Origin of the sequence: Taklimakanibacter lacteus (assembly GCA_003576695.1) — a bacterium.
GTDB classification, from domain to species: Bacteria; Pseudomonadota; Alphaproteobacteria; order Rhizobiales; family Aestuariivirgaceae; genus Taklimakanibacter; species Taklimakanibacter lacteus.
On the sequence record QOZQ01000014.1, the window covers coordinates 133,549 to 159,634 of the forward strand.

The 26,086-nt window shown below is 63.7% G+C and carries 25 protein-coding genes; 7 read left to right on the forward strand and 18 right to left on the reverse strand.

The genetic code is table 11. From position 1 onward, the window contains the following. Positions 1 to 60: 60 nt before the first annotated feature. The gene (locus tag DT068_RS24865; protein WP_162914436.1) at positions 61 to 699 is read right to left on the reverse strand and encodes a glutathione S-transferase family protein; all 639 of its coding nucleotides are present in this window, start codon (positions 697 to 699) and stop codon (positions 61 to 63) included. Between the two features lie 108 nt (positions 700 to 807). On the opposite strand from DT068_RS24865, the gene DT068_RS24870 reads away from it, so the two are divergent. Then, entirely contained in the window at positions 808 to 1,737 is a 930-nt protein-coding gene (locus DT068_RS24870; RefSeq protein ID WP_119392593.1) for a lysophospholipid acyltransferase family protein, read from the forward strand. A 15-nt stretch (positions 1,738 to 1,752) separates the two neighbouring features. On the opposite strand, the gene tam is transcribed toward DT068_RS24870, so the two are convergent. Then, the gene (gene tam / locus DT068_RS24875) at positions 1,753 to 2,523 is read right to left on the reverse strand and encodes a trans-aconitate 2-methyltransferase (protein WP_119392594.1); all 771 of its coding nucleotides are present in this window, start codon (positions 2,521 to 2,523) and stop codon (positions 1,753 to 1,755) included. An 87-nt stretch (positions 2,524 to 2,610) separates the two neighbouring features. Beyond that, entirely contained in the window at positions 2,611 to 3,753 is a 1,143-nt protein-coding gene (locus DT068_RS24880; protein ID WP_119392595.1) for an acyl-CoA dehydrogenase family protein, read from the reverse strand. Positions 3,754 to 3,945: 192 nt separating this feature from the next. Between DT068_RS24880 and DT068_RS24885 the strand changes: the two genes are divergently transcribed. After that, positions 3,946 to 4,653 carry a winged helix-turn-helix transcriptional regulator gene (locus tag DT068_RS24885; protein WP_119392642.1) on the forward strand — a complete coding sequence of 236 codons (708 nt, stop codon included), beginning with the start codon at positions 3,946 to 3,948 and terminating at the stop codon, positions 4,651 to 4,653. Between the two features lie 54 nt (positions 4,654 to 4,707). Here the strand turns inward: DT068_RS24885 and DT068_RS24890 are convergent, their stop codons facing one another. From DT068_RS24890 to DT068_RS24905, 4 genes are all read right to left on the reverse strand, one after another. Beyond that, entirely contained in the window at positions 4,708 to 5,403 is a 696-nt protein-coding gene (locus DT068_RS24890) for an amino acid ABC transporter permease (protein WP_119392596.1), read from the reverse strand. Next, the gene (locus DT068_RS24895; RefSeq protein ID WP_119392597.1) at positions 5,394 to 6,050 is read right to left on the reverse strand and encodes an amino acid ABC transporter permease; all 657 of its coding nucleotides are present in this window, start codon (positions 6,048 to 6,050) and stop codon (positions 5,394 to 5,396) included. Before DT068_RS24895 ends, DT068_RS24890 begins: the two co-directional genes overlap by 10 nt. Positions 6,051 to 6,055: 5 nt before the next feature. Then, positions 6,056 to 6,823 (reverse strand): amino acid ABC transporter ATP-binding protein, encoded by a 768-nt coding sequence (locus DT068_RS24900; RefSeq protein ID WP_119392598.1) that lies wholly within the window; start codon positions 6,821 to 6,823, stop codon positions 6,056 to 6,058. 68 nt (positions 6,824 to 6,891) lie between these two features. After that, positions 6,892 to 7,797 (reverse strand): substrate-binding periplasmic protein, encoded by a 906-nt coding sequence (locus tag DT068_RS24905; protein WP_368905147.1) that lies wholly within the window; start codon positions 7,795 to 7,797, stop codon positions 6,892 to 6,894. A 119-nt stretch (positions 7,798 to 7,916) separates the two neighbouring features. On the opposite strand from DT068_RS24905, the gene DT068_RS24910 reads away from it, so the two are divergent. Next, positions 7,917 to 8,555, forward strand: coding sequence for a TetR/AcrR family transcriptional regulator (locus DT068_RS24910; RefSeq protein ID WP_119392599.1), 639 nt, complete (start codon positions 7,917 to 7,919; stop codon positions 8,553 to 8,555). A gap of 76 nt (positions 8,556 to 8,631) precedes the next feature. Here the strand turns inward: DT068_RS24910 and ettA are convergent, their stop codons facing one another. The 8 genes from ettA to DT068_RS24945 all read right to left on the reverse strand — a co-directional run bounded on the left by ettA (position 8,632) and on the right by DT068_RS24945 (position 17,464). Then, positions 8,632 to 10,287, reverse strand: coding sequence for an energy-dependent translational throttle protein EttA (gene ettA / locus DT068_RS24915; protein WP_119392600.1), 1,656 nt, complete (start codon positions 10,285 to 10,287; stop codon positions 8,632 to 8,634). A 209-nt stretch (positions 10,288 to 10,496) separates the two neighbouring features. Continuing rightward, entirely contained in the window at positions 10,497 to 11,282 is a 786-nt protein-coding gene (locus DT068_RS24920) for a TerC family protein (RefSeq protein ID WP_119392601.1), read from the reverse strand. Positions 11,283 to 11,351: 69 nt separating this feature from the next. Then, the gene (locus tag DT068_RS24925) at positions 11,352 to 11,732 is read right to left on the reverse strand and encodes a hypothetical protein (protein ID WP_119392602.1); all 381 of its coding nucleotides are present in this window, start codon (positions 11,730 to 11,732) and stop codon (positions 11,352 to 11,354) included. Between the two features lie 99 nt (positions 11,733 to 11,831). Beyond that, positions 11,832 to 11,960 carry a hypothetical protein gene (locus DT068_RS28450; protein WP_368905150.1) on the reverse strand — a complete coding sequence of 43 codons (129 nt, stop codon included), beginning with the start codon at positions 11,958 to 11,960 and terminating at the stop codon, positions 11,832 to 11,834. Next, positions 11,953 to 12,897 carry a diacylglycerol/lipid kinase family protein gene (locus tag DT068_RS24930; RefSeq protein WP_162914437.1) on the reverse strand — a complete coding sequence of 315 codons (945 nt, stop codon included), beginning with the start codon at positions 12,895 to 12,897 and terminating at the stop codon, positions 11,953 to 11,955. The genes DT068_RS28450 and DT068_RS24930 overlap by 8 nt, the downstream gene beginning before the upstream one ends. A gap of 72 nt (positions 12,898 to 12,969) precedes the next feature. After that, positions 12,970 to 14,970 (reverse strand): hydantoinase/oxoprolinase family protein, encoded by a 2,001-nt coding sequence (locus tag DT068_RS24935; RefSeq protein ID WP_368905165.1) that lies wholly within the window; start codon positions 14,968 to 14,970, stop codon positions 12,970 to 12,972. Positions 14,971 to 15,278: 308 nt separating this feature from the next. Further along, on the reverse strand, positions 15,279 to 15,926 hold the full coding sequence (locus tag DT068_RS24940) for a LysE family translocator (RefSeq protein ID WP_119392605.1): 648 nt from the start codon (positions 15,924 to 15,926) through the stop codon (positions 15,279 to 15,281). Then, entirely contained in the window at positions 15,926 to 17,464 is a 1,539-nt protein-coding gene (locus DT068_RS24945) for a UxaA family hydrolase (RefSeq protein WP_119392606.1), read from the reverse strand. The genes DT068_RS24940 and DT068_RS24945 overlap by 1 nt, the downstream gene beginning before the upstream one ends. 77 nt (positions 17,465 to 17,541) lie before the next feature. Between DT068_RS24945 and DT068_RS24950 the strand changes: the two genes are divergently transcribed. Together DT068_RS24950 and DT068_RS24955 are read left to right on the forward strand one after the other, a co-directional pair. Beyond that, positions 17,542 to 18,276 carry a GntR family transcriptional regulator gene (locus tag DT068_RS24950; protein WP_119392607.1) on the forward strand — a complete coding sequence of 245 codons (735 nt, stop codon included), beginning with the start codon at positions 17,542 to 17,544 and terminating at the stop codon, positions 18,274 to 18,276. Between the two features lie 2 nt (positions 18,277 to 18,278). Next, a complete protein-coding gene (locus DT068_RS24955; protein ID WP_119392608.1) occupies positions 18,279 to 19,304 on the forward strand; it encodes an aldo/keto reductase in 1,026 nt (341 codons plus the stop codon). Here the strand turns inward: DT068_RS24955 and DT068_RS24960 are convergent, their stop codons facing one another. Genes DT068_RS24960 through DT068_RS24970 form a run of 3 tightly spaced genes read right to left on the reverse strand, consistent with a single transcriptional unit; the run spans position 19,305 to position 23,496 of the window. Then, positions 19,305 to 19,739: a hypothetical protein gene (locus DT068_RS24960; protein WP_119392609.1), complete on the reverse strand. Its 435-nt coding sequence runs from the start codon at positions 19,737 to 19,739 to the stop codon at positions 19,305 to 19,307. Next, positions 19,736 to 21,406, reverse strand: coding sequence for a hydantoinase B/oxoprolinase family protein (locus DT068_RS24965; RefSeq protein ID WP_119392610.1), 1,671 nt, complete (start codon positions 21,404 to 21,406; stop codon positions 19,736 to 19,738). Before DT068_RS24965 ends, DT068_RS24960 begins: the two co-directional genes overlap by 4 nt. Then, positions 21,406 to 23,496, reverse strand: coding sequence for a hydantoinase/oxoprolinase family protein (locus DT068_RS24970; protein WP_119392611.1), 2,091 nt, complete (start codon positions 23,494 to 23,496; stop codon positions 21,406 to 21,408). Before DT068_RS24970 ends, DT068_RS24965 begins: the two co-directional genes overlap by 1 nt. Positions 23,497 to 23,747: 251 nt before the next feature. On the opposite strand from DT068_RS24970, the gene DT068_RS24975 reads away from it, so the two are divergent. Both DT068_RS24975 and DT068_RS24980 read left to right on the forward strand, forming a co-directional pair. Next, positions 23,748 to 24,989, forward strand: a complete 1,242-nt coding sequence (locus tag DT068_RS24975; RefSeq protein WP_119392612.1) for a kynureninase — start codon at positions 23,748 to 23,750, stop codon at positions 24,987 to 24,989. Next, positions 24,986 to 26,077 carry an LLM class flavin-dependent oxidoreductase gene (locus DT068_RS24980; RefSeq protein WP_119392613.1) on the forward strand — a complete coding sequence of 364 codons (1,092 nt, stop codon included), beginning with the start codon at positions 24,986 to 24,988 and terminating at the stop codon, positions 26,075 to 26,077. Before DT068_RS24975 ends, DT068_RS24980 begins: the two co-directional genes overlap by 4 nt. Positions 26,078 to 26,086 lie beyond the last annotated feature (9 nt).

A 26,086-nucleotide genomic window follows, 5' to 3' on the forward strand; every position in this document is an offset into this window, starting at 1 on the left:
TTGCACAGGACATTTCGGTGAGTGCACTTAACTTTGCACAAGCTGCGATCACCGCCACGGCTAGTTCTTCCAGTCTTCCATTTCATTGCGGGCCCACACTTTCGCGATGGCCGGATGCGCGGTCACGCGGTCATACATCGCGCGCATATTGGGATGCTTCTTGAAGAAGGCGGGCACGTCGAGATTCCAGGTCGCCAGCATGGCGGCATAGATGTCCGCCACGCACATTTTCTCGCCCAGTATGTAGGGCTTCTCGCCCAGCGCCTCGGCATAGATTTCCCATTCCCGCGCCATGCGCGTGAGCGCCGCCGATTTCACGCATTTACCGCCATTCTGGTCGGTGGTGTAGCGGTCGGGATAATAGGCCCTGAGATCGGTCATATAGATATTGGTGGCGAGATAGACGATCCAGCGCAGATAGCGCGACCGGGCAGGATCGGCGACGGGCGGCGCCAGGTCGATCTTCGGATATTTGTCGGCCAGATAGATCGATATGGCCGCGGACTCGGTCATGATCTCCCCATCCGGCAGACGCAGCGCCGGCACCTGCCCCAGCGGATTGACGCGGGCGAGCTTTTCCGGCACCTGACCGTCCGGCGACCGTTCGACGAGTTCGACTTCATAGGGCGTCCCCGCCGTTTCAAGAATGGCCTCGACCACGACTGAGCCCGAACCCGGACGCCCGTAAAGCCTGTACATGCACATACCTCTCATCAAGTCTTCGCTGGCTCTTTTTTCCACCTCCTGCGGGAAAAGTCACTTGCTTGTGGCGCATGGGCGTCTGAAACTGCTGCGGGGGACTGACCAATGACGACCAAACGCGGGGGCCGGGGAAAGGACCAGGCGCCGGACGGTGAGCCGGTGCGCTTCTCCTATTCGACCGCCGACCAGCCCCTCTTGCAGCGCACCGTCATCCAGGCGATCGAGAAGATCGGCGGACAGGCCAAGCTCAAGAGGCTCTATGACCGGCGCAACCAGGAGCGTCAGCCGGGCGAAAGCTTCTTTGCTACCGCCTTGCGGCTGCTGAGAATCGCCGTCGATTTCGACCGCTCCCCGCTCGATCTATGCCCGACGGAGGGCCCGGTCATCTTCATCGCCAACCATCCTTACGGCGTGCTCGACGGCATCAGCCTCGCCTGGCTGTCGACGCTGGTCCGGCCCGACACCAAGGTGCTCGCCAATTCCGTGCTCTGCCAGATTCCGGAAGCGCAGGACAATCTGCTGCCCGTCGACTTCGCCGGCACGCGCGCGGCGCGCGAGACCAATGTGCGCTCGCGGCTCACGGCGCAATCCTGGCTGCGCACCGGCCATGCCATCGGCATATTCCCCGGCGGCGGCGTGTCGACCAGCGAGCGCCCGCATAAGGGTCCCGCCGTCGAATTGCCCTGGGCGCCTTTCACCGCGAAGCTCATCCGCGCCTCGCGCGCGGTGGTCATTCCGGTCTTCTTCGTCGGGCAGAACAGCCGCCTGTTCCAGCTCGCCAGCCACATCAGCGATACGCTGCGCCTGTCGCTGGTCTTCCGCGAGACGGCGCGCCGCATGGGCACGAAGCTCACCATGCGGGTGGGATCGCCCATTCCCTTCAGCGAGATCGCCCATATCGAGGACCGCGCCGAGCTGGTGAAGGAATTGCGCCGGCGCACTTTCGCTTTGGCCCGGCCCGGCGACATCAAGGGCGCCAGGCCCGATCATCATTTGCGCGAGATCCGCAAATGGGTGCCCAAGGAAGAAGACTGATCTCCGGCAGGAGAATTACCTGATGCAGACGATGAAGAGACGCGGGAACCGCAGCAGCACCTTCCCGTCGCTCGCGCGCGGATAGGCCCTGGCGATGCGCTCGAGATAGAGCGCCAGGAAGCCCTTGCGCTCGGCCTCATCAAGGGGATCGAGATAGGGTCTGAGACCCGTGCCCTTCACCCATTCGACGATGCCCTCCGGCCCGTCGAGGGGATGGTTGTAGATCGTGTGCCAGATGTCGATCCGCGCCGCCTCAGGCTTAAGCTCATTATAATAGGAATGGGGTGTGGGAAGCAGATCGCGTACCCGGCTGAGGGTCTTGAGCTTGTCGGCCCAGCTGCCGGCAAGTGCGGTCTCGCGCATCGCCACATGCGAAGGCTCGTTGAGATTGTCCGGCATCTGCACCGCCAGCACGCCCCCTTTGGGCAGTCCGCGCAACAGCCGCTGCAGCACCCGCACATGATCCGGCACCCATTGGAAGACGGCATTGGCGAACAGGAGATCGGCCTTCCCATCCGGTTGCCAGGTCGCGAGATCGCCGTCCATGAACTCGGCCCGCGGATAGGTTTTCCGCGCCTTGGCCAGCATGTCGGACGAGGAATCGAGCCCGATGATGCGCGCCCTGGGGTAGCAATCGATCAGCAGCTCTGTGGAGTTGCCCGGCCCGCAGCCAAGGTCATAGACGAGATGCGGGGCACTGAGCGGCACCTGCGCCAGGAGATCGCGCGCCGCACGCGTGCGCTCATCGGTGAATTTGAGATACTGCTCTGAGGACCAGTCAGCCATGGCTTCCTATGCCATGGCTGACCTTGAAGTTCACGCCGACTTTTCACAGGGCCGGTCAGAGTCGCGAATGTGACTCGCGCTATTGACTTAGAAAATGCTGTCGATCGGCTGCCCGAGCGCCATGGCGCCGGCATATTCGGCCTGCGGGCCGCTCTGCAGCGGATGGTAGCGCGCAGCCTGGATGTCGCGGAAATGCTTCTCGAGCTTCTGCGCCCGGTAGAAGCCGGCGCCACCCGCCGCTTCCATGGCAAGCTCGACCGCGCGGATCGCGTTCTCGGCCGTGAGTTGGCGGCCGATCATCACTTCATTGATCGTATCCGCCGAGGGCGCGTTGCGCCTGACCTGCGCCAGCATGGACGCATGGGCCATCTGCGCGGCCCGCAAATGGGTGTCCATCTGGCCGACCAGCATCATGACATTGCGGTCCGGACGCCGCTTCCTGGCAAGATCGACCGCGATGTCGCGCGCACTTTCGGCGACCCCGACATAGACGGAATAGACCAGCGGGAAGGCGATGGTGGCGATGATCTGGAACAGCGGGTGCCATTCGCCGGCCTTGCGCTTGACCGCGATGGCCGCATCGGGAACGACATGCCCGTCGATCACCACGTCATGCGAGCCCGTGCCGCGCATGCCGAGCGTGCGCCAGTTGTCCATCACCTTCACATTGGGCGAATTCATCGGAATGCCGAAATGCAGCACCTCGCCGTCGCAGACGGCTCCGGTCATCAGGAGATCGCCGATGGGGGCGGCCGAGGTGAAGACCTTGCGCGCCGTGATGCGATAGCCACCCTCGACCTTCTCGGCCTTGCCCGATCCCGCGATCCAGTCCGATCCGCCGCTCGACAACAGGATGATGCGCTCGGCCGCGATCCGCTTGAGCAAGGGCTCGACCGCGGCGACCTTCTGATGCGTATAGCGCCAGGCCGGGATGGCGACCTGATGCGTATGCATCGAGAAGGCCAGCGCCGTCGAGGCGCAATGGTGGGCCAGGATGCGCAGCATCTCGGACAGCTCGTCGACCGACGCGCCACCGCCGCCCAGCGCGCGCGGCACGCCGGCTTCGACAAGCCCCGCTTCCTTGAGCGCTTTGAGATTGTGGCCGACGAATTGGTCTTCGTCCTGAGGCGCCGCGGCGGCGAAGAGCTGACCGAGCCGATGGGCGGTCTCGGTAATGTCGACGTCGAAGGCTGCCGCCTTGGCGGTCGGGATGGGGTGAATTTGGGCCATGAAAATACCTCGGGGTCGGAAACGCCTCTCCGCCAGCATCATCCCATTGACCCCGTCCCTTCTCCAGTCCCGGAAGTGTACCGGCCGTCCCCGGGAGGGTGCCGCCATACGGGTCGCCGGTCTCAAAACTGTACTGGACTCGCGGCAGGTCCTTGCGTAGCGTCCACTTCGAGGGCCTGACCACAGGAGTTGATTGTGGAACACGGCAGTTATGGGCAGTTTTGCCCGGTCGCGATGGCGGCCGAGGTCTTTTGCACAAGATGGACGGCGCTGGTGCTGCGCGAGATCTTGTGCGGCAGCACGCGCTTCAACGACATCCGCCGCGGCGTGCCGCGCATGTCGCCGACCCTTTTGTCCAAACGCCTGAAAGACCTCAAGAAAACCGGTATCATCTATACCAGGCAGGGGCGCCAGGCGGGCGGCGTCGAATATGTGCTGACGGAGGCCGGCGAGGAATTGCGCCCGCTTGTGATGTCGCTCGGCATCTGGGGCCAGCGCTGGGTCGAATCGAAGCTTTCGCTCAAGAATCTCGACCCCTCTCTCCTCATGTGGGACATGCGCCGCCATCTCGATCCCAGGCCCCTGCCAGAAAAGCGCTGCACCATCCATTTCGAATATCCCGAGCTCGAAGACCCGCGGCGCAACTGGTGGCTGGTGATCGACAAGGGCATGGTCGATCTTTGCCTCGTCGATCCGGGGCATGAGATCGATCTCTCCGTGACGGGATCGCTCAGGGCGATGACGGCGATCTGGATGGGCCTTTCGACCGTCGACAAGGAAGTGGACCAGGGCGCGCTCGACCTCACCGGCGATCCGGCCATCGCGCGCGCGATGCAGAAATGGCTGGGCCTCAGCCCCTTCGCCAAGGAAAAGAGCCGGATCGACGCCCGCGCCGCATAGCATCGGCCCGAAAAGTTGCAGACTTTTCGGATAAGCCGATGCGAATGGAGAGATCTACCCTGCCCGGTATCCGCGCCGCATGCGCCTTTCGAAATGGCGCGCCAGCAGCGACATGGGCCAGGCGAGCAGGAAATAGAGGGCGCCCGCCAGCACGAAGAGATGCATGGGCAGGAACGACATCATCGCCAGGTCTTTCGCGCGCAGCATCAGTTCGGGGGCGGTGATCAGCGAGCACAGCGATGTATCCTTCAGCAGGCTGATGAACAGGTTCATCATCGGCGGCAGGATCACGCGCATCGCCTGCGGCAGGATGATCCAGCGGAAGCTCGTGAACGGCGTCATGCCGACCGAAGCCGCCGCTTCGCGCTGGCCCTTATGGACGGCGAGGATTCCGGCCCGGAACACTTCGGCGAAATAGCCGCCTCCGCTCATGCCGAGGCCGATGAAGCCGGCGACGAAGGCATCGAGCACGATGCCGACCGGCAGCAGGCCGAAATAGAGGATGAAGAGGATGGCAAGTGCCGGAATGCCGCGCGCCAGCTCGACATAGCCGGTGGCGAAAGCCCTGAGCAACCTGTTGCGCGACAGCTTGCCCAGCGCCAGGAGGAAACCGATCGCCAGAGCCAGCAGGAAGGAAGCGGCGGTGAGCTTGATGGTGACCCATATGGCGGGCAGCAGCTGCGGCCACCAGCTGGCCCAGTTCTCCTCATAGGTGGCGAAGAAGCTGGCAAGGTCCGAGATCATAGCCATGCCCTCTGCTGGCGTTCCAGCCGGTCGACGAGCCGCGCCATGGGAAAGGCGAGCACGAAATAGATGAGCGCGACGAGGAGATAGATGAAAGCGGTCTCGAAGGTCGAGGCCACCAGCGTTCGCGCATAGAACATGATCTCGGGCGCGGCGATCGCCGAGACCACGGCCGTGTCCTTGAAGAGGGCAATGGCGTAATTGCCGGTCGGCGGCAGCGTCATCCGCCAGGTTTGCGGCAGAATGATGTAGCGCATCGCCATCCAGGGCGTCATGCCGACCGACAGCGAGGCCTCGCGCTGCCCCACATGGATGGCGGCGATCCCGGCGCGGAACACTTCGGCGAGCACCGCTCCGCCATTGAGGCCGAGCCCGATGACGGCGGCAAGGAAGGACGGGATCTTGTAGCCGAGATAGGGCAGGCCGAAATAGATGATGAAGAGCTGGGCCAGCACCGGCGTATTGCGGAAAAGCTCGATATAGGCGGCGATGATCCAGTTGAGCCAGGTGATGCGCGCCCGCTGGATAAGAGCCAGCGTGAGCCCCAGGATGATCGCGATGATGAGGGAAACGAGCGTGATCGTGACGGTGGTGACGGCGCCGAGCAGCAGCGGGGGCCCGAGCGTTGCGATCTTGCCGAGGATCACATCCATGAAGCTCAGTGCTCCAGGATCTGCTTGAGGAAGCTGCGCAGCCGCTCATGCTTCGGCGCCCCGATGACCTGGTCGGGCGCCCCCTCCTCCACCACGACGCCATCGCCGAGGAAGATCACATGGTCGGCCACCTGGCGGGCGAAGCGCACTTCATGGGTGACGAGCACCATCGATATGCCTTCGGCGGCAAGCTCCTGGATGACCTTGAGCACCTCGCCGACCAGCTCGGGGTCGAGCGCCGAGGTCGGCTCGTCGAACAGCATGAGCTTCGGCTGCTGCGCCAGCGCGCGGGCAATGGCGACACGCTGCTGCTGGCCGCCTGACAATCGTTCCGGGAATTCGTCCCGTTTATGCGACATGTGGACCTTTTCCAGCATGGCATCGGCGAGTTCATAGGCTGCGCGCTTTTCCATGCCGCGCACCTTCATTGGCGCGATGGCGACATTGTCGCGCGCATTGAGATGCGGCCACAGATAGAAGCCCTGAAAGACCATGCCGACCTGCGAGCGCTGGCGGGCGAGCTGCTTCTCGCTCATGCGCTGGTATTTTCCGCCATTCTGCGTCTCGCCGAAAAGCTCGCCATCGAGATGGATATGGCCGGCGGTCGGCGTCTCCATGTAATTGATGCAGCGCAGGAGCGTTGACTTGCCGCAACCGGACGGGCCGATGATCGCGGTCTTGTGGCCGCGCTCCAACGTCATCGAGACGCCCTTCAGGACCTTCAGCCCCGCGAAATCCTTGTACAGATCGTCGACGCGCAGCAATGCGGCCATGCCCACCCCTCATGGTCATGATCAAGGAAAACGGCCGGGCAGATCATACCCGGCCGCGTCGATGGATGTCAGGCCTTGCAGGCGTCCGTGAGGACCGGCTGCTTCCAGTCGGCCGGGCGATCCTTGCCGGCCCGCTCATTGACCGCGCCGGGCTCGAACCAGGACAAATCGCCGAGCCCGTATTTGGCGGCGGTCTTGCGGTTGAGGCAGCCGGCCCAGGCCTCGGCGATCTTGGCATTGACCGCCGCCAGCAGATTGGGCGCCTCCTTGGACAGGCCGAAGACGATATTGTACTTGCCGGTGATGGTCGAATATTTCGGGTCGAATTCCTGGTTGATCGGCACCGCATGGATGTCCCAATCGGGATTCTGCGAGATCGTATATTGCACCAGCGGCGGATCGGCGAAGAGCCCGTCGATGCGCCCCGCCAGCATGTCGCGCATGGCGGCATCGCTGGTTTCATAGAGCTTGAGCTCGGTATTGGGGATGGCTTTCAGCTGGTCGATCCAGCCGAAGCCCTGGATCGTGGCGATCGTCTTGCCTTCCAGGTCCTTGATGGTGCTCCAGTTGTTCGACTTCTTCTGGGTGATGTTGGCGCCGCCATAATAGATGGGGTCGGTGATGTTGATCACCTTGGTGCGCGGCTCATTCCACCCCATCATGCCATGCATCGCATCGACGCGGCGCGATTTGACGGATTCGATCTCGGCCGCCCATTCCATCAGCACCGGCTCGACGGTGAGGCCGAGCTGCTCGCCCACCCACTGCATGATCTCGCCATCGAGGCCGATCAGCTTGCCGTCCTTGGCGCTCGTTCCCGGCATGTCGCCATTATAGGCGACGGTGAGGACACCCGGCTTCACCAGTTCGAGATCGGCCGCATGAGCGCGCTTCGGCAATCCGCCGGCAAGCGCCGTTGCTGCCGCGGCACCGGCCACCTGCAATGCCCGGCGTCTGTTCATCATATCAGTCATCGTCAACCTCCCTATGTTTCTTGATCTTGAGAAGACGCGTTCCATAGGGTACCCTATGGTGAAATGACGCTAACTCAGCTTAAGCCAAGTTGCAAGCCCACTGGGCCGGGCCCGTCGCGATGAGGAAATCTCCCGCAGGCGCCCTGTCGCGCGCCGATTGGATCGCTGGGGCGCGCAAGCTCCTGATCAAATCCGGCATAGCGGCGGTGAAGGTCGAGCCTCTGGCGCTCCGGCTGAAAGTGACGCCCGGCAGTTTCTACTGGCATTTCAAGGGCCGCGACGATCTGCACAATGCCCTGCTCGACGACTGGTATGAAGCCAATACCGCCTCGCTCCATCATGCGGTCGAAGCGGCGGGACCGGATCCGCGCAGGCAATATATGGCTTTCTTCGGCGTCTGGGTTCTCGAGATCGGCTTCGATCCGGCCTATGACAGCGCCATTCGCGACTGGGCGAAGACATCACGCAAAGTCGCTTCACGCGTTCAGGCGGTGGACGCCAATGTCATCGCCCTGCTCACCGGAATTTTCGAGCGTTTCGGCTATCAGGGTCTCGAGGCTGCAATCCGCGCCCGCATCACCTATTACCACCAGATCGGCTATTACGCCCTTGATGTGAAAGAGGAGCAGGACCGCCGGCTCGAACTCGGCCCCTACTACGCCGAAGTCCTGACCGGCCTGTCTTGGAGGCAGGACTATTCGACGACGGAAGACGTGCGCATGGCAATGCTGGCGGGGCAGCCCAAGACTGCCGCATGATCCGGAAAAGTGGATACCGGTATCCCGAAAGGATCATGCGTCAGTGACAGAGCTGGCGCGCGATCACCAACACGCTTTACCTTGTGAACTGCTTGTACTTGATGCGCTTGGGCATCACCGAGTCCTCGCCGAGGCGGCGCTTCTTGTCTTCCTCATAATCCTGGAAGTTGCCCTCGAACCACTCGACATGACTGTCGCCCTCGAAGGCCAGCATATGGGTGGCGAGCCGGTCGAGGAACATGCGGTCGTGGCTGATGATGACGGCGCAGCCGGCGAAGTCTTCCAGCGCCTCTTCCAGCGCCGCTAGCGTCTCGGTATCGAGATCGTTGGTCGGCTCGTCGAGGAGCAGCACATTGGCGCCCGATTTGAGCATCTTGGCCAGATGCACGCGGTTGCGCTGGCCACCCGAGAGCGTGCCCACCTTCTGCTGCTGGTCTGAGCCCTTGAAATTGAAGGCGCCGGTATAGGCGCGGGAATTGAGCTCGCGCTTGCCCAGATAGATGATGTCGTTGCCGCCCGAGATTTCCTCCCACACCGTCTTGTTGGCATCGAGCGCGTCGCGGCTCTGGTCGACATAGCCCATATGCACGGTTTCGGCGATCTTGATGGTGCCTGAATCCGGCTGCTCCTGGCCGGTCAGCATGCGGAACAAGGTGGTCTTGCCGGCGCCATTCGGACCGATGACGCCGACAATGCCGCCGGGCGGCAGCCTGAAATTGAGATCGTCGATGAGAAGACGGTCGCCATAGGCTTTTGACAGGCCCGTGACGTCGATGACATTGCTGCCCAGGCGCTCGCCGGGCGGGATGATGATTTGCGCCGTCGTCGATTTGAGCCGGTTCTCATTCGCGGCGACGAGCTCGTCATAGGCCTTGAAGCGCGCCTTGGACTTGGCCTGCCGCGCCTTGGGCGATGAGGCGATCCACGCCTGCTCGCGCTCCAGCACCTTCTGGCGTGCCGCATCCTCGCGCGCTTCCTGCGCGAAGCGCTTGGCCTTCTGGCCGAGATAGGCGGAATAGTTGCCCTCATAGGGAATGCCGCGGCCGCGATCGAGCTCGAGGATCCAGCCCGTCACATTGTCGAGGAAGTAGCGGTCATGGGTGACGATCAGGATGGCGCCCGGATATTCGCGCAAATGATGCTCGAGCCAGTTGACGCTTTCGGCGTCGAGATGGTTGGTCGGCTCGTCGAGAAGCAAAAGGTCGGGCTTGGCCAGCAGAAGCTTGGTCAGCGCCACGCGCCGGCGCTCGCCGCCCGAGAGATTGTCGATCGAGGCATCGCCCGGCGGGCAGCGCATGGCGTCCATCGCCTGCTCGACCTGGCTTTCCAGGTCCCACAGATTCTGGGCATCGATCTTGTCTTGCAGCACCGCGGCCTTCTCGGCATTCTCGTCCGAATAGTCAGCCATGAGGGCGTTGTATTCATCGAGGATCGCCTTCTTGCCGGCGACCCCTTCCATGACGTTGCCCAGCACATTGAGCTGCGGGTCGAGCTCGGGCTCCTGCTGGAGGTAGCCGACGGTAGCCCCTTCCGCGACCCAGGCTTCGCCGGTGAATTCGGTGTCGAGCCCCGCCATGACGCGCAGAAGCGTCGATTTGCCGGAGCCATTGGGGCCGAGCACGCCGATCTTGGCGTCCGGGTAGAAGGACAGGTTGATATTGTCGAGCACTTTCTTGCCGCCCGCATAGGCTTTGGACAGGCCGTGCATATGATAGATGAACTGACGCGCCATCAGGGTTCCGTTTGGAGATGAATGGAATGGAGCCGGCTTCTAACCGATGCTTGCGCTTCGCGCAACGTTTGTGGATGAGCGACCACCCGACCCCCCACCCCGGCGCTATGCGCCGACCCTCCCCGCAAGGGGGAGGGTAAACGAAGCCGTTCCACCACTCTCTCATTTCCCCTCCCCCTTGTGGGGAGGGGTTAGGGGTGGGGGGTCTCTCAGTGATCGCCCTTTTCGGCCAGGAGCTTCTTCTGGTAGCGGCTCTGGATGATGTCGACGATCACGAGGGCCGCGACCACGAAATAGAAGGTGCTCTTCGCCATCGCCTCGATCGCATAGCCGAAGAAGCTGAGATGGGCGATATGGCCGCCTTCCGACATCAGCATGACGCCGACGAGCAGCAGCACGAACAGGCCCAGCACCTCATACATGCGGTTCCTGGCGAGGAAGCTCGCTACCCGTTCGGCGAGCATGACCATCAGCACGCCCGAGACGACGATGGCGAGCGCCATCACCCAGAAATGCTTGGTCAGCGCCACCGCCGAGAGCACCGTGTCGAAGGAGAACACGATATTCATGATCGCGATCCATACCAGCGCCGAGGCGACACTGCGCATCGCCCTGCCATTGCCCTCGCCATGGCCGAGCTCGGGCGCCGCCAGCATGTGGTAGATTTCCTTGAGTGCCGTATAGAGAAGGAAAACGCCGCCCAGCAGCACGATCAGGCTGTGGCCGTTGACGGAACCGGAAGCCACGGGCGACAGGTCGAAGCTGAACAGCGGATCCTGGAACATGTTGATCAGCTGCAGCACGACGAACAGCAGCGCGATGCGCAATCCGATGGCGAGCACGATGCCGACCTGGCGCACATATTTCTGCTTGTCGGGAGAAACCCGCTTCGCCTCGATCGAGATGTAGAGCAGATTGTCGAAACCGAGCACTGTTTCCAGCGCTGTCAGCACCAGAAACGTCATCAGATTTTCAGGCGTGAAGAAATCGGCCATGAGATGCGCCCCCCGCTGGAACCGGCATCTTGTTGCCAGTCCGGAGCCGGTGACGCAAGAGCGGAATGATCAGACGGCGCGACGCAACACCGGCAAGGCGATCCAGGCGAACAGCAATATGGCGACGAAGAACAAGGTCGATGCGATTGCCGTGATCGGTTCGGCGCCCGGATTTCCGGCAAAAAGGAAATAAAGCGACACCAGCATGACAGCGCCGCTCGCCGCCGTCAGCCAGAAATGCGCCATCGCCAGGCGTGACCGGTTGATGTCCGGAAACAGATGGTAGAAGAAGGCGAAGAACCCCGACATCAGCCATCCGGCCACCATTATATGGGCATGGGTCGGCATCTGGCTGTGGCTGCCCGATATGCCCATCACAAGCCCCAGGATCATGCCGCAAATGGCATAGATGATCGCCAGGGTGAGGAAATTTCGCGCTGCGCCCGTCATGATTGGCCTCGTTCCAGGAGCCCCCTCTTGAACGCGAGGCATAGCAGAAAAGCGATTCGCGTCACAGCGCGCCGCGATCCCTGCCGGTTTCCCGTGGCCTCAGATGAACGCCCAGGCCGCGAGCAGCGCGACCAGCGCCCCGGCGATGCCGAAGCCCAGCACGAAGCGCATCCGATGCAGGACAATGCCGGCGCGGGCGCGATCGGTATCGATTTCATCGTCATGCATGATGAGGTCTCCTCTTCCTGCCAGGTTGAGCGGAGTCCTTCCGGCGCTTTGGTGCCGCCGAACCGGGGCATAGAACACAAAGAGCGTTGGGGATGATCTTAGCCCTTAATGGGGTCGGAAGATAGTCCAGCTCGCCGTCGATCGAGACCCTGAGCCGCTTGCGTTCGGCAGCGATGCTGATCGCTTTTCCCTCCAGGAAGTCGAGCTTGCTGTTGCTTTCCCATTTACCGAGGCTCGCTTGCGCCGACATGGCGAGAAGCTCCCGCCAGTCGCGCGTCCGGGCGATATAGAGAGCCAGCTTGCCCTGGTCGGGAACCTCGCTGTGCGGCAACCCGCCCATCCCTTCGACGAAGGGATTGTTGGCGATGACGAGCGAGGCTGTCTTGAGCTTCAGGCGCTCCTTGTCGATGGTAAGCACGAGGCGCAGGCGCGGCGCCCGGCGCACCAGCTTCCACCATATTTTGATCCCGGCCAGCGTCTTGCCGAGGCGCGAGCGGTAATCCTGCTTCTCGCGACCGGCGACGATGCGCGGATGCAGGCCGAGCGTCACATGGTGCACGAAGATGCGGCCATTGACCTCGCCGACATCGATCGGCTGGCGCGCCCCGCCCACCAGCATTTCGACCGCCTGATCGAGAGCGAGCGGAATGCCGAGCGCCCGGGCGAAGAGATTCATCGTGCCGAGCGGCAGGATGCCGAGTGTGGTTTTCTTTCCGGCAAAGACGGCAGCCGCGGTCGAGATCGTCCCGTCCCCACCCCCGACAAGGACGGCCGAATGGCCCTTGGCCGCTTGCTTGAGCGCGGTCTCGATCTCCCTTGCCCTGACCAGCCTCACATCCGGCCTGTGGCGCCGGGATTTTATGACATCTGTGATCGTGCGGACCATCTCATCGGCATCGCCGTCGCGCAGCGTTCCGCTGTCCAGATTGAGAACCACGCCGATCTTCAGCTCGCCGTCCTCCGCCCGTTACGTGGACTCTTTGAACGGTGCTGGAGGGTAGAAAGTTCCCTATCGCGTATCCGGCCGGCCGATCGCTTCCGCCGTGATCTCGGCCTTGAGCAGGCCATTATCGTCGACCGCATCGGGCAGATAGCTCTTGGCGACGCTGACCTTGACCTCGGCGCGCCCGGCGCCCATTTCGGCCACCGCCTTGAGCGCCGTCTGGCGAGCCAGCTTTTCGCCCTCCGCCAGGGCCGCTGCGCCGGAGCCGAGGCTTTGGGTGCCTTGCGGCCCGTGCAGGCGGAACAACCCGCTGCCATCGCCTTCGACCGTGATCACCACATTGCGCGAGACGACACCGGTCGCCGCCCCCACCGCATTGGCGACATCGCAGAAGTCGGGGAAGACGACCTCGGCCGCAAGCCTGCGCCCCACTTCGCCATAATAGATCCTGACCGGCCCGCCGACCGCCACCACCGGCACGGAAGGGCTGAAGCCGATGCGGGCCAGGCCGATACCGCCGCGCCCGGAGCACGCCGCATCGAGCAAGGCGTCGCCGCCGGTCTTCTGGCCGAGCGCCGTGTCGAGGATGGCCCGGCCGGTCAGCCGCACCACATCCGACCACACTTCCTCGCAGAATATCTTCACCCGCTCGGGCGAGGGCATCTTCATCTCGCGGAAGCGCACCAGCAGCTGCGCCGCCTTCTCTGCCGCAGGCTTCGACCAGTTGTCCTGGAGACCCAGCACATGCGCGGCATCGGACGGCGTGAAGCCGCAGATCTGCACCAGGCCCTTGCGCTTGAGGGCCGCAAGGGCGCGCTGCGCGCCGGACGAGACGGCGACCTTGCGCACCGGCTTCGGCCGGCCGGTGACGAGGTCGAGGATTTCCTTCTCGCGTGCCGACAATCCGGACGCCGTCATCGCTCCGGTCGCCCCGAAAGGCTGGACCACGAAGCGGCCATGCATCGACCCGCCCTCGGTATCGGCAATATCGCTGTCGAGCATCGCCAGCACTTCGGGGAAGCGCTGGGCGATCAGCGCCACCGGCACGATGCGACCGGGGCCCACGGTGAGCGTGCCATTGGCCTCGAAATGGATCTCGGAATCGCCGCCAAGTCCGATGGTGCGCACATCGATGGCCTTCACCATGGTACGCCAGCCGCCGACTTCCGCCCCCTCCTCGCTCACTTGCGGCCGTCCGCCTTTGAGGATGCCGAGATCGGTGGTGGTGCCGCCCATATCCGACATGATGAAATCATCGAGACCCGACAGCCAGCGGGCGCCGACCAGGCTCGCCGCCGGCCCCGACAGAACCGTCTCGATCGGCCGCTTCGCGACTGTCTCGGCCAGCGCCAGCGTGCCGTCGCCCTTCACGATCATCAATGGGCAGACGATCTTGAGCGATGCCATGGCGCGCCCGACCGCTTCGATAAGGAGCGAGATGCGCGAGATGAGCCTGGCATTGAGCGCCGCGGTCAGCGCCCGGCGCGGGGCGTCGAGCGAGGATGAGAGCTCCGTCGAGAGCGTCACCGGCTTGCCGGTGCGCCCGGTGATGGTCTCGCGGATGCGATGCTCATGCGCCGGGTTGCGCACCGCGAAGGCGGACGCCACGGCGAAGGCATCGCATTTGCCGCCGATGCGCTCGAGCGCTGTTTCGAGGGCCGCAGCGTCGAGCGCCACCCGCTCGTCGCCATTATGGTCATGCCCGCCGGCGATCATTTCCACCGGCATGCCGGGAAAGGCCTTGCCGATGCCGGTGCGCTCGGCCATGGCCGCATCGAAGCCCGACAGGATGACGCCGACCGCGCTGCCATGACCCTCGACCACGGCATTGGTGGCGAGCGTCGTCGAGACCGAGACGAGCGAGATGTCTTCGGGCTTGAGCCCCATGGGCAGGCTCGCCACCGCCTTTGTGATGGCCTCGGTCACGCCGATGGCGAGATCGCCCTTGGTGGTGATCGCCTTGGCCGACGCGATGACCCGGTGGTCGCGCGCGGCGATGACTGCGGCATCGGTATAGGTGCCGCCGGTATCGACACCGATGAAATAGGAGTCTTGCGCCTGGGACATGGACACTTGGGCTGGCATCAACGGGAGCAAGGCCGCTAACAAGCGGGGACCGGCCTGTCAATGGACGCTGCCGCACGGCTCAGATGTGGCTTTATCGGATGCGCTCAAGTGATTCAGCCGATTCAGGAATCCCTGGCCGCCCTTGCGCCCTCACAGGGGCTTTCCGGGTGGAGGCTGGGGCTGCGGGTTGGGGATCGGATCATGCGGCGGGATAGGCGCCGGCTCGGGTCCGGGCGGCTCAGGCTGGGGAGGTGTCGGAATGGTTGCCATGCCAACTCAACGCCTTCGAAGCGCGTAAGTTCCGGCGGTCAGCTCACTAGGCGATGCGCCCTTACCGTCTCGAAGAGGAGCCGGAGCCCAAGTCCGCCAATGACGAGTGATGTCACCCGGTCGATCCAGGCCTTGGCTTTCACATAGAGAGCGCGCGGGCGCTGCGATGAGAAGGCGACGGAGACGACCGCGTACCAGGACGTCTCGACGAGGAAGATCGAAGGCGGCAGCGCCATGATCATCCAGGCCGGCACCTGGGGCGGCAGGAGGGCGGCGAAGACGCTGGCATAGGCGACGGCGGTCTTGGGATTGCTGAGTTGGGTCATCAGCGCCATCGAGAAGGACCGCCTGAGCGTCGTGGATCTGAAGGCCGCCGTCTCGGGGATCGCCAGAGCCTTGCCGGCGCCGCGCCAGATACGGATCGCGAGATAGATCAGATAGGCGCCGCCCGCGAGCTTGAGCACCATATAGAGCCAGTCGACCTGGGCAAGCAGCGCCGTCAGGCCGAGCAGCGCCAGCGTGCCGAAGAAGGCGCCGCCGAGCCCCATGCCAAGCGCCGCGGCCAGACCGTCGGCGCGGGACAGCGCGATCGATGTGCGCAGCACCATGACGAAGCTCGGACCCGGGCTGATCGCCCCGATCAGCACGGCGCCGAGAATGGCCGCTATGATCCCAGGCTCGCTCATCACATCGTCGCCCCGATCTGCCAGGGCACATATTCATTGTCGCCATAGCCGAGCAGCTCCGACTTCGTCCGCTCGCCCGAGGCGACCTTCAGCATCTTGTCGAAGATCTCCTGCCCCTTGGCCTCGATCGGAACACCGTCGAGGATATCGCCGCAATTGATGTCCATGTCGTCGATCATGCGCTCATAGATCGGCGTGTTGGTGGCGAGCTTGATCGAGGGCGTCGGCTTGCAGCCATAGGCGGAGCCGCGCCCGGTGGTGAAGCACAGGATATTGGCACCGCCCGCCACCTGCCCGGTCGCCGCGACCGGGTCATAGCCCGGCGTGTCCATGAACACGAAGCCCTTGGCGGTCACGGGCTCGGCATAGCGATAGACCGCCGTCATGGTCGTCGAGCCACCCTTGGCGGCCGCCCCCAGCGACTTCTCCAGGATGGTGGTGAGCCCGCCCAGCTTGTTGCCGGGTGATGGATTGTTGTTCATCTCCATCTGGTTGCGCTTGGTGTAGTCCTCCCACCAATGGATGATGTCGACGAGCTTCTCGCCCACCTCGCGGTTGGCGGCGCGCCTCGTGAGCAGATGCTCGGCGCCATAGATCTCCGGCGTCTCGGACAGGATCGCCGTGCCGCCATGGCGCACCAGGATATCGACCGCCGCCCCCAGCGCCGGATTGGCGGTGATGCCGGAATAGCCGTCCGATCCGCCGCATTGCAGCGCCAGCAGCAGCTCGGAAGCCGGGATGGTCTCGCGCCTCACCGCATTGACGATGGGCAGCATCTCCTTGATCGCGGCGACCCCGGCATCCACCGTCTTCCTGGTGCCGCCGGTCTCCTGGATGGTCATGCTGCGGAACGTGTCGCTTTCCTTGACATTATAGGCTTCCTTGAAGCGCGGGATCTGGAAGCCCTCGCAGCCCAGCCCCACCATCACGACGCCGCCCATATTGGGATTGGTCGCATAGCCCCAGCTGGTGCGTTTCAGCGTGTCGAAGATGACACCGCGATAATCGATGACGCAGCCATTGGCCTGGGTCAGCGCCACGATGCCGTCGATATTGGGGTAGTCCTTGAGGATGCCGCAGCGGTCGATCTCCTCCGCCATGAATTTCGACGCCGAGGCCGAGCAGTTCACGCTGGTGAGGATGCCGATATAGTTGCGCGTGCCGGCCTTGCCATTGGCGCGGCGATAGCCCTCGAAGGTCGCCTGCTGGCTCACCGGCAGGATCTTCTGCGGCTTCGCATCGACGCAATAGGCATAGTCGCGCGCGAATTCATGCATCTCGACATTATGCTCATGCACCCAGTCGCCGGGCACGATCGGCGCTTTGGCGAAGCCGATGATCTGGCCGAATTTGCGGATCGGCTCGCCTTGCGCGATCGGCTGCACCGCCATCTTGTGGCCGCGCGGCACACGCGCGCTCGCAACCACGCCCTGGGCCCGGGCTCCCTTCTCGACATTGTCGACGGCAACGACGATATTGTCGGCGCTATTGAGTCTGATGACGCGCGGATCTTTGCTGGGGGTCTCGACGATTTTCATGGACGGGCACTCTATCACGGGGGAAGATTTGAAAAGGCTTTGACTTCCCGTTACCGCAGCCATACTAACATGTTAGAATGATTGCCAAAGGAAAATCCTACGATTTTCTGGTGAATATCCGGGGGGAAAAGCGTGGCGGCGCCACGGCCCGGGTGACCGATGCCCTGCGCCACGCCATTGTCGTGCACGCTTTCGAACCGGGCGCCACCCTGGACAAGGCGAAGTTGTGCGAAAGGCTGGGCGTATCGCGTTTTCCCGTGTCCGAAGCCCTCGCCCGCCTCAAGGCCGAGGGGCTTGTCGACATCCAGCCGCAGCGCGGCAGCACCGTTTCGCTGATCCGCCTGTCCGATGTCCGCGAGAACATGTTTCTGCGCAAGGCGCTCGAAGTGGAGGCGATCCGCAGCATCGCCCCCAATGTCGATGCCGCCATATTGGAGCGTCTCGACGGCAATGTCGCCGCCCAGAAGCAGGCGGCCGCGAAAGGCGACAAGCAACACTTCCACGCGCTCGACCTTTCCTTCCACGACGTGCTCCTCACCGCTTTGGGCTTTCCGCGCGTCAAGGCGGCGGCTGAATCCGCCAGGCTCGCCCTCGACCGGGTCCGGATGCTTCTCGCCTCGCCCGTCCGCAATGCCCAGACCATTTCCGAGCATGAGCGGATCGTCGCGGCTCTGGCGCAGCACGACAGCACCCGCGCCGCCATCGCCATGGCCGAGCATCTCGATACGGTGATGACCGAACTCATGTCCTTCGCGCGGCGCGAGCCCGAACTGTTCACCGATTGGCAGCAACTTAAAACCGACAGGATGTGACGATGCGTTCACGCACGTTCAGGGCACCCTCGGGCGCCACGATCAAGCTGACCGAAATGGGCTGCGGCATGGCCCCGCTCGGCAATCTGTTTCGCGCCGTCTCCGAGAAGGATGCGCAGGACACGCTGGCCGAGGCATGGAAGGCCGGCATGCGCTATTTCGATACGGCGCCGCTTTATGGTGCCGGCCTGTCCGAGACGCGCCTCAACCATTTCCTGCGCGGCAAGCCCCGCAGCCAGTATGTCGTCTCGACCAAGGTCGGCCGCCTGCTCCAGGTTTCGAAGCCCTCGGAGCGCCTCGGCATCGGCAAGTTCTTCGACATCCCCTCGCGCCGCGAGATCTATGACTACAGCTATGACGGCATCATGCGCTCGCTGGAATTTTCCCTCGAGCGCCTGGGGTTGGATTCCGTCGAGATCCTGTTCGTGCATGATATCGACATCTTCAACCACGGCACGGCCGCAGCGCGCGATGCCCATGTCGAGACCCTGATGTCATCGGGCTACAAGGCGCTGGTCAAATTGCGCGACGAGAAGGTCATCAAGGCCTTTGGCGGCGGCATCAATGAATGGGAAGTGGCCGAAACCCTGACGCGGCGCGGCGATTTCGACATCTTCCTGCTCGCCGGGCGCTACACTTTGCTCGAGCAGAAGGCGCTCGACAGCTTCCTGCCGCTGTGCGAGGAACGCGGCGTCGGCATCGTGCTGGGCGGCCCTTACAATTCCGGCATTCTGGCGGTCGGCGCCAGGCCCGACGCCACCTACAACTATACGAAAGCGCCGAAGGACATTCTCGATCGCGTGCGCCGCATCGAGGCCGTGTGCAAGCGCCACAAGGTGAAACTGCCGGAAGCCGCTCTGCGCTTCCCCTTGGCCCATCCTTCCGTCGTCTCGGTCATTCCGGGCGGCGTCACGCCGGCCCAGGTCAAGCTCAATGTGAAGACGCTTGGCGCCAAGATTCCCAAAGGCCTGTGGCGTGATCTCAAGGCAGAGGGCTTGCTGGATCAGCGGGCGCCCACGCCAAAGTAGCTACATCTGCCCGCTTTCTATCAGCGACTTCACCAGCACCGCTTCCATCTCATGCGAGGCCGTGAGCCTGCGCCAGCGGTCATCATCCATCGCTTCCGAGCGCCAGGCGATGAAGGTGAGCACTGACTGGTCATCGCCCAGTCCCACCTGCCCGCCCGGCACGACACGCAGCTGGATGCGCGGCACGAGCTTCTTCGAATCAGCGCCCAGATGAAAGTCGATCAGGAGCCTCACCGCATCCGCATCTATGTGCACATAGATCTGGCTGCCGTCGAACAGGCTGGTGCCGAGCACCAGCCCGTCGGGCGATATCTCGGTCTTCCAGGTGCCGAAGGACCAGCGGTGGAGGTTCTTCGCATCCGCCATGCGCGTGAAGACGTCCCGCGCCGAAGCGTTCACCACTGCCGAAGTGATATGCGACTGGCCCGCCTTCACGTGGCGTATCCGTAATCTTTCTCGGCCGCCGTCTCGCTGATGAGGCCTGAAGCAAGATCGGACTTGATGGCCTCGGCACTTCGCGCCTGCGGCCGGCCGAAGCCGCCGCCGCCCGGCAATTCCACGATGAGGCTGTCGCCCGCAGGCACGACATGATTGCCCTTGTCCTTGAGGGCCGGGCCGCTGCCGAGCCGGGCATTGCCGCGGCGCCCCGGACTGCCGCCTTCGCGTCCTTTCGCCGGATTATGGATGCGGTCGAAGGTCGCCGCCGAAATGACGAAGGGCGCATTCTCGCGATTGGCGATCTCGATGATCTGGCCAAGGCCGCCGCGATATTCGCCGGCGCCGCCGGAATCGGGCAGATACTGCTTGCGCTTGAAATAAAGCGGGCATTGCGCCTCGGTGATCTCGGCCGGGATGGCGCCGATACCGGAAGGGAACGCGGTGGTCGAGAGCCCGTCCTTGCCGGGCCGGCCGCCAATGCCGCCGAGTCCCACATTGGTCACCTGGAAGCGCCTCGCCCCTTCCATCACCCTGGCCGATACCTGCTCATGCGCGCTCGACAGCGACAGGATCCAGATGCTGCCCGCACTTTCCGCCTGCACCTTGCCGGGCAGCGCCTGCGCCAGGCAGCCGAAGGTCGCATCCGCCAGCATCTGGCCGATGACATGGCGCGCCGTGACCGGACTCGGCCTTGTCGGATCGACGCAGGTGCCGGCCTCGGTCACGAGATCGAAGCAGGAGAGCGAGCCGATATTGTTCGGCACATGGGGGGCAATCACCGCCTTGAGGCCGAAGACCGAATAGGCATGCGTATAGGTGCGCGGGCTGTTGATGCCGCGCACCGAGGCCGGCGATGAGCCGGTGAAATCGATGGTGATCTTGCCCCCCTTGGTGGTGAGCTTCGATTTGATCACGATGGGCGCCTCATAGCCGTCGAGCGGCATCTCATAGGACCACTCGCCCTGCGGCAGCGCCTTGATCGCCTCGCGCGTCGCCTTCTCCGATTGCGTGAGGATGTGCTCGGCGAGCCTGTCGATATCCTTGAGGCCGAATTCGGTCATCATGTCGATGAGACGCCTAGCACCCGTGTCATTGGCGCTCACCAGCGACAGGAGATCGCCCCTGACTTCGATCGGGTTGCGCGAATTGGCGAGGATGACCGACATCAGCTCCTCATTGATCTCGCCCGCTTTGCGCAGCTTCATATGCGGGATGAGCGTGCCTTCTTCGAAAGACGAATAGGCCCGCGCCGACATGCCGACACCGCCGACATCGATCACGTGGCATGTGGAGGCGAAGATCGCGACCGGCTTCCTGCCGAGGAAGACCGGCGTCATCATCACATAGTCGAAGAGATGTCCGGTGCCGAGCCAGGGATCATTGGTGATATAGACATCGCCCGGCTGCATCTCGCTCACCGGGAAATGCGGGAAGAAATGCTCGACCGCCGTCGCCATGGTGTTGACATGGCCGGGTGTACCGGTCATCGCCTGCGCCAGCATGCGGCCCTTGGTGTCATAGACGCCGGCCGACAGGTCCCCCGCCTCGCGCGTAATGGTGCCGAAGGCGGTGCGCAGCAACGATTGCGCCTGCTCCTCGACCACCGCGATGAGACGGTTCCACATCACTTGCGTGCGGATCGCGGCGAGCGCCTGTTTGGACATCAGCGGTTTCCCTTCACGCGGTCGAGGACGATATAGCCGAGGCTGTCGATATGGGCGCGGAAATTGGCGGCCACCAGCGTCGAGGTCTCGTTCTCGGCGATGATGGCAGGCCCGTTGATCTTCGCCCCCGGCGTCATGTCGAAGCGCCAATAGACCGGCATCGAGACGAGCTTGCCGAGATCGGGGTCATAGACCTGCCGCTGCTTGCGCGCCTTGGGCGCTTTGCCGCCTCTCGGCTTGCCGGCGCGTTTCACCTTGGGCGGCGTCGAGGAAACCGTCACCGACCAGGTCACCGCCTCGATCTCCATGCTGGGGATGGTGAGGCCATAGAGCACTTTGTAGAGCTTCTCGAAGGCCTGGCGCAGCTTTGGTCCATCGCTCGCCTTGAGCGCGCCATCCGGCAAGGTGACCCTTATTTCATGGCCCTGCCCGACATAGCGGAAATCGGCGATGCGGATCACCTTGAGCTTCTCTCTTCCCACCGCCGGCTCCACCACCGCGCGCGCATCGCGCTCCATCGCCTTGAGCAATCCATTGGCGCGTGCCGCATCGAATTTGGCGAGGGCGATGGCGGCGCTGCGGGTGATCTCATAGGCGATCGGCGCCTGCAGGAAGCCGATCGCCGAGCCGACACCGGCGCCGCTCGGCACGATGATCTGCGCGACGCCGAGCTTCTCGGCCAGATGGCAGGCATGCAGGGGCGCCGCTCCGCCGAAGGCGATCATGGTGGTGGCCCCGATATCCTTGCCGCGCTCGATCGCATGGACGCGCGCCGCATTGGCCATGTTCTCCTCGACGATCTCGGTGACGCCGGCCGCCGGCCAGATGCCGTCGAGCTTGAGCGGATCGCCGATCGCCTTCTGCAGCGCCTGCCTGGCGCCCGTTTCATCGAGCGGAATCTTGCCCCCGGCGAAGAAGGCGGGATCGATCTTGCCCAGGACCACATTGGCGTCGGTCACCGCGGGTTCCGTTCCACCCCTTCCATAGCTGGCCGGTCCCGGCGTCGAGCCGGCGCTGTCGGGCCCGACCGTGATGCGGCCAAGCTTGTCGACGCGCGCGATCGATCCGCCACCGGCGCCGATCTCCACCATCTCGATGACCGGGATGCGCACCGGCAGGCCCGATCCCTTCATGTCGCGATAGGCACGCGCGATCTCGAATTTGCGCGCCCGCTCGGGCTCGCCGTCGCTGAGCAGGCAGATCTTCGCCGTCGTGCCGCCCATGTCGAAGGAAAGCACTTCATCGAGCCCGCATTGCCGCGCAATGGTGCTGGCGAGGATAGCGCCGCCCGCCGGCCCCGACTCGACCAGGCGGATCGGGAAGCGCGCCGCGGTTTCGAGCGTGGTGAGGCCGCCACCCGACATCATCAGGAACAACGGCGCCTTGAGGCCGCGGCGCGACAGCTCATCGCGCAGCCGCATGAGATAGCCCGCCATCAGCGGGCGCACATAGGCATTGGCGCAGGTGGTCGAGAAGCGTTCATATTCGCGGATCTCGGGCGTCACCTCGCTCGAAAGGCAGATGGTGACATGATCGCCGAGCTTCGAGCGCAGCATGTCGCGCACCCGCTTCTCATGCGCGTCATGCGCATAGGCATGCAGGAAGCCGATAGCGACGGCACCGACCTGGTCGGCGTTCAGTTTCTCGGCCAGCGCCGGCACTGAGGCCTCGTCCAGCGGCACCAGCACTTCGCCTTCGACCGAAAGCCTTTCGCGCAGCGTGTAGCGTCTGGTGCGCGGCACCAGCGGCTGCGGCCGGTCGATCATCAGGTCGTAATGGTCGAAGCGCTTTTCATACCCGGTCTCGATCACGTCGCGGAATCCTTCCGTCGTGATGAAGGCGGTCTTCGCTCCCTTGCGCTCGATCAGCGCATTGGTGGCCAGTGTCGTGCCATGGATGAAGACATCGACGGCCGATGCGGCGAGCTTCGCGTCCTTGAGCACGATCTCGATGCCTTCCAGAACGCCGAGCTCGGGCGCCGCCGTCGTCGTCAGCACCTTGCAGCTATAGCGGCGGGCGGGGGTTTCGAGAACGATGTCGGTGAAGGTGCCCCCGATATCGGCGGCGAGCTTGTTGGTGCTTTCGGCCATTCACTTTCCTATGCCCGCCCCACAATCCGTCATCCCGGCGAAAGCCGGGATCCCTTGAACAGGCGCCATGCGGGCAGCGCCGATCGCATTCAGAGGCTTTTATGGGTCCCGGCTTTCGCCGGGATGACGAATGGGTAGTGCGGGGATCTCACCTTTAACAGTTGATGCTCGGACTACTAGCTTGGCCCTCGCGATTTTCGCAAGTCCAAATGCCCGTTGCCGCATTATTTTAGTTATGAAATAATATTCCGATGCTCGCCAAGCCGCTCACCCTCAAGGATGCCCTGGACCGCGACGCCGCCGATCCGCTGGCGTCCCTGCGCGATCTGTTCGAGCTCAAGCCCGGCACGATCTTCATGGATGCCAATTCCATTGGCCCGATGCCGAAAGCGGTCCGCCAGTCGGCCTCAGGCCTGCTCGACGACTGGGTCGCCTTGCGCCGCCGCGGCTGGAGCAACCGGCAATGGCTCGACATGCCCTCGAAGCTGGGCGATGCCCTGGCCCCGATGCTGGGCGCGGGGCCAGGCGAGGTCGTCGTCTGCGACTCGACCACCGTCAATCAGTTCAAGGCGGTCAGCCACTGCCTGGCGATCAACGCATCGCGCGGTGTGATCCTCAGCCAGAACGGCAATTTCCCCACCGACGTGCATGTCCTGCAGGCCCTGGTCGAGGCCTCGCGCGGACGCCTCACCCTTCGCTTCATCGACACCGAGGACGAGGCTGTGGCCGCCATGGACGAGACCGTCGCGGTCGCGGCCTTGAGCCATGTCGATTACCGCTCGGGCGAGCGCTGGGACATGACGCGGGTGACGGATGCCGCCCATGCCAAGGGTATCCTCACCGTGTGGGACACATCGCATTCGGCCGGCGCCGTGCCGGTCGATCTGAACGGCAGCCAAACCGACATGGCGATCGGCTGCGGCTATAAATATCTGTGCACCGGACCGGGCGGCCCGGCTTATATGTATGCGAGGAAGGAGATCGCCGATGCGGTATGGCCGGCACTTGCCGGCTGGATGGGCCATGCCGATGTCTTCGCCTTCGCGCGCGACTACGCCCCGCATCCCGGCGTCAAGCGCTTCATCGCCGGCACACCGGCGGTCGCCGCCAATGAGCTGGCGGCTCCCCTGCTCGACATCTGGCCCAGGATCGAACCGTCTAAACTCTGGGCTCGGCATAAATCGCTGACCGATTTCCTCATCGCTCTGCTCGAGCAGGAATGCGCCTCCCTCGGCGTCGAGGTCACCTCGCCCCGCGATCATTCACGCCGCGGCGGCAATGTCAGCTTCCGTTCGCCAGGTGCCGGATCCGTCGTCGAGGCCCTGATCGACCTTGGCGTCGTGTCGTCCTTCCGCAAGCCCGATGCCATTCGCTTCGGCGTCAGCCCACTGGTCATCTCGCATCAGGACATTCACGAAGCCGTCGCCCGGCTCAAGCGCATCCTCGCTGAAGAGACCTGGAAGCAACCCAAATACAAGAAAGTGTCGGTGTGAGCGTGCATCCGGTCTATGGGCCCAATCCATTCAAGCTCGGCATCTTCTCGGCCAATGCCGATGGCGGCCTGACTTTGACGACTGTGCCGGAGCGCTGGCAGGCGCGCTGGAACGACGTCGCCAGACTGTGCCGGATGGCGGATGAAGCCGGCTTCGAGTTCTTTCTGCCGATCGCGCGCTGGAAGGGCTTCGGCGGCGCCACCAATTCGCGCGAGCATTCTTTCGAGACCTTCACTTTCGCTTCGGCCCTGGCCGCCATCACCGAGAGGATCGGCATCTTCTCGACCATTCATGTGCCGATGATCCATCCGGTCTATGCGGCCAAGGCGCTGGCGACCGTCGATCATGTGAGCAATGGCCGCGCCGGCCTCAATATCGTGGCGGGGTGGAATCCGGATGAATTTGCCATGTTCGGCATCCATGCCGAGGCCGAGCGCTATGCCCAGGCGCTGGAATGGTATGAGGTGATCAGCCGTATCTATGGCGAAGATGCGCCTTTCGATTTCGCCGGCAAATATTATCAGCTCAGGAATGTCTCAGGCAGGCCACAGCCGGTGCAGCGCCCGCGCCCCGTCACCTTCAATGCCGCCTTCGGGCCGCCGGGCCGTGATTTCGCCGCCCAGGCCAGCGACTTCCTGCTCACCACCTTTTCCGATATCGATGCCGGCAAGGCCCATATCGACGACATCAATGAGCGGGCGCGGAAATTCGGCCGCAAGCTCGGCGTCTTCACCACAGCCCACGTCGTCTGCCGGCCCTCGCAGGACGAGGCGGAAGCCTATTACGAACGCTATGCCGTCACCGAAGCCGACAAGGGTGCCGTCGACTACCATATGACGCAGAAGCAGAAATTCGCGGGCTCCCATGACGAGGCGACCTTCCGCCTGCATGCCAAACGCTTCGCCGGCGGGGCGGGCACCTATCCGCTCATCGGCACGCCGCAGAAGATCGCCGGCGAGATGATGCGGATGCACAAGGCCGGCTTCGCCGGCACGACCGTGTCTTTCGTCGACTATCTCGGCGAGCTGCCTTACTTCGCAAGCGAGGTCCTGCCGCTGCTGCGCGATGCGGGACTGAGAGTGGCGTGATGAAATACC

What these genes read in the sequence shown, in the direction of transcription:
- DT068_RS24965 (WP_119392610.1), bottom strand. Translation starts at nt 21,406, where the DNA reads ATGTCCAAACAGGCGCTCGCCGCGATCCGCACGCAAGTGATGTGGAAC.
- DT068_RS24880 (WP_119392595.1), bottom strand. Translation starts at nt 3,753, where the DNA reads ATGGCCCAAATTCACCCCATCCCGACCGCCAAGGCGGCAGCCTTCGAC.
- DT068_RS24945 (WP_119392606.1), bottom strand. Translation starts at nt 17,464, where the DNA reads ATGAAAATCGTCGAGACCCCCAGCAAAGATCCGCGCGTCATCAGACTC.
- DT068_RS24955 (WP_119392608.1), top strand. Translation starts at nt 18,279, where the DNA reads ATGCGTTCACGCACGTTCAGGGCACCCTCGGGCGCCACGATCAAGCTG.
- DT068_RS24865 (WP_162914436.1), bottom strand. Translation starts at nt 699, where the DNA reads ATGTACAGGCTTTACGGGCGTCCGGGTTCGGGCTCAGTCGTGGTCGAG.
- DT068_RS28450 (WP_368905150.1), bottom strand. Translation starts at nt 11,960, where the DNA reads ATGCATGACGATGAAATCGATACCGATCGCGCCCGCGCCGGCATTGTC.
- tam (WP_119392594.1), bottom strand. Translation starts at nt 2,523, where the DNA reads ATGGCTGACTGGTCCTCAGAGCAGTATCTCAAATTCACCGATGAGCGC.
- DT068_RS24975 (WP_119392612.1), top strand. Translation starts at nt 23,748, where the DNA reads ATGCTCGCCAAGCCGCTCACCCTCAAGGATGCCCTGGACCGCGACGCC.
- DT068_RS24900 (WP_119392598.1), bottom strand. Translation starts at nt 6,823, where the DNA reads ATGGCCGCATTGCTGCGCGTCGACGATCTGTACAAGGATTTCGCGGGG.
- DT068_RS24910 (WP_119392599.1), top strand. Translation starts at nt 7,917, where the DNA reads ATGAGGAAATCTCCCGCAGGCGCCCTGTCGCGCGCCGATTGGATCGCT.
- DT068_RS24870 (WP_119392593.1), top strand. Translation starts at nt 808, where the DNA reads ATGACGACCAAACGCGGGGGCCGGGGAAAGGACCAGGCGCCGGACGGT.
- DT068_RS24925 (WP_119392602.1), bottom strand. Translation starts at nt 11,732, where the DNA reads ATGACGGGCGCAGCGCGAAATTTCCTCACCCTGGCGATCATCTATGCC.
- DT068_RS24940 (WP_119392605.1), bottom strand. Translation starts at nt 15,926, where the DNA reads ATGAGCGAGCCTGGGATCATAGCGGCCATTCTCGGCGCCGTGCTGATC.
- DT068_RS24970 (WP_119392611.1), bottom strand. Translation starts at nt 23,496, where the DNA reads ATGGCCGAAAGCACCAACAAGCTCGCCGCCGATATCGGGGGCACCTTC.
- DT068_RS24935 (WP_368905165.1), bottom strand. Translation starts at nt 14,970, where the DNA reads ATGTCCCAGGCGCAAGACTCCTATTTCATCGGTGTCGATACCGGCGGC.
- DT068_RS24905 (WP_368905147.1), bottom strand. Translation starts at nt 7,797, where the DNA reads ATGACTGATATGATGAACAGACGCCGGGCATTGCAGGTGGCCGGTGCC.
- ettA (WP_119392600.1), bottom strand. Translation starts at nt 10,287, where the DNA reads ATGGCGCGTCAGTTCATCTATCATATGCACGGCCTGTCCAAAGCCTAT.
- DT068_RS24950 (WP_119392607.1), top strand. Translation starts at nt 17,542, where the DNA reads ATGATTGCCAAAGGAAAATCCTACGATTTTCTGGTGAATATCCGGGGG.
- DT068_RS24920 (WP_119392601.1), bottom strand. Translation starts at nt 11,282, where the DNA reads ATGGCCGATTTCTTCACGCCTGAAAATCTGATGACGTTTCTGGTGCTG.
- DT068_RS24890 (WP_119392596.1), bottom strand. Translation starts at nt 5,403, where the DNA reads ATGGCTATGATCTCGGACCTTGCCAGCTTCTTCGCCACCTATGAGGAG.
- DT068_RS24895 (WP_119392597.1), bottom strand. Translation starts at nt 6,050, where the DNA reads ATGGATGTGATCCTCGGCAAGATCGCAACGCTCGGGCCCCCGCTGCTG.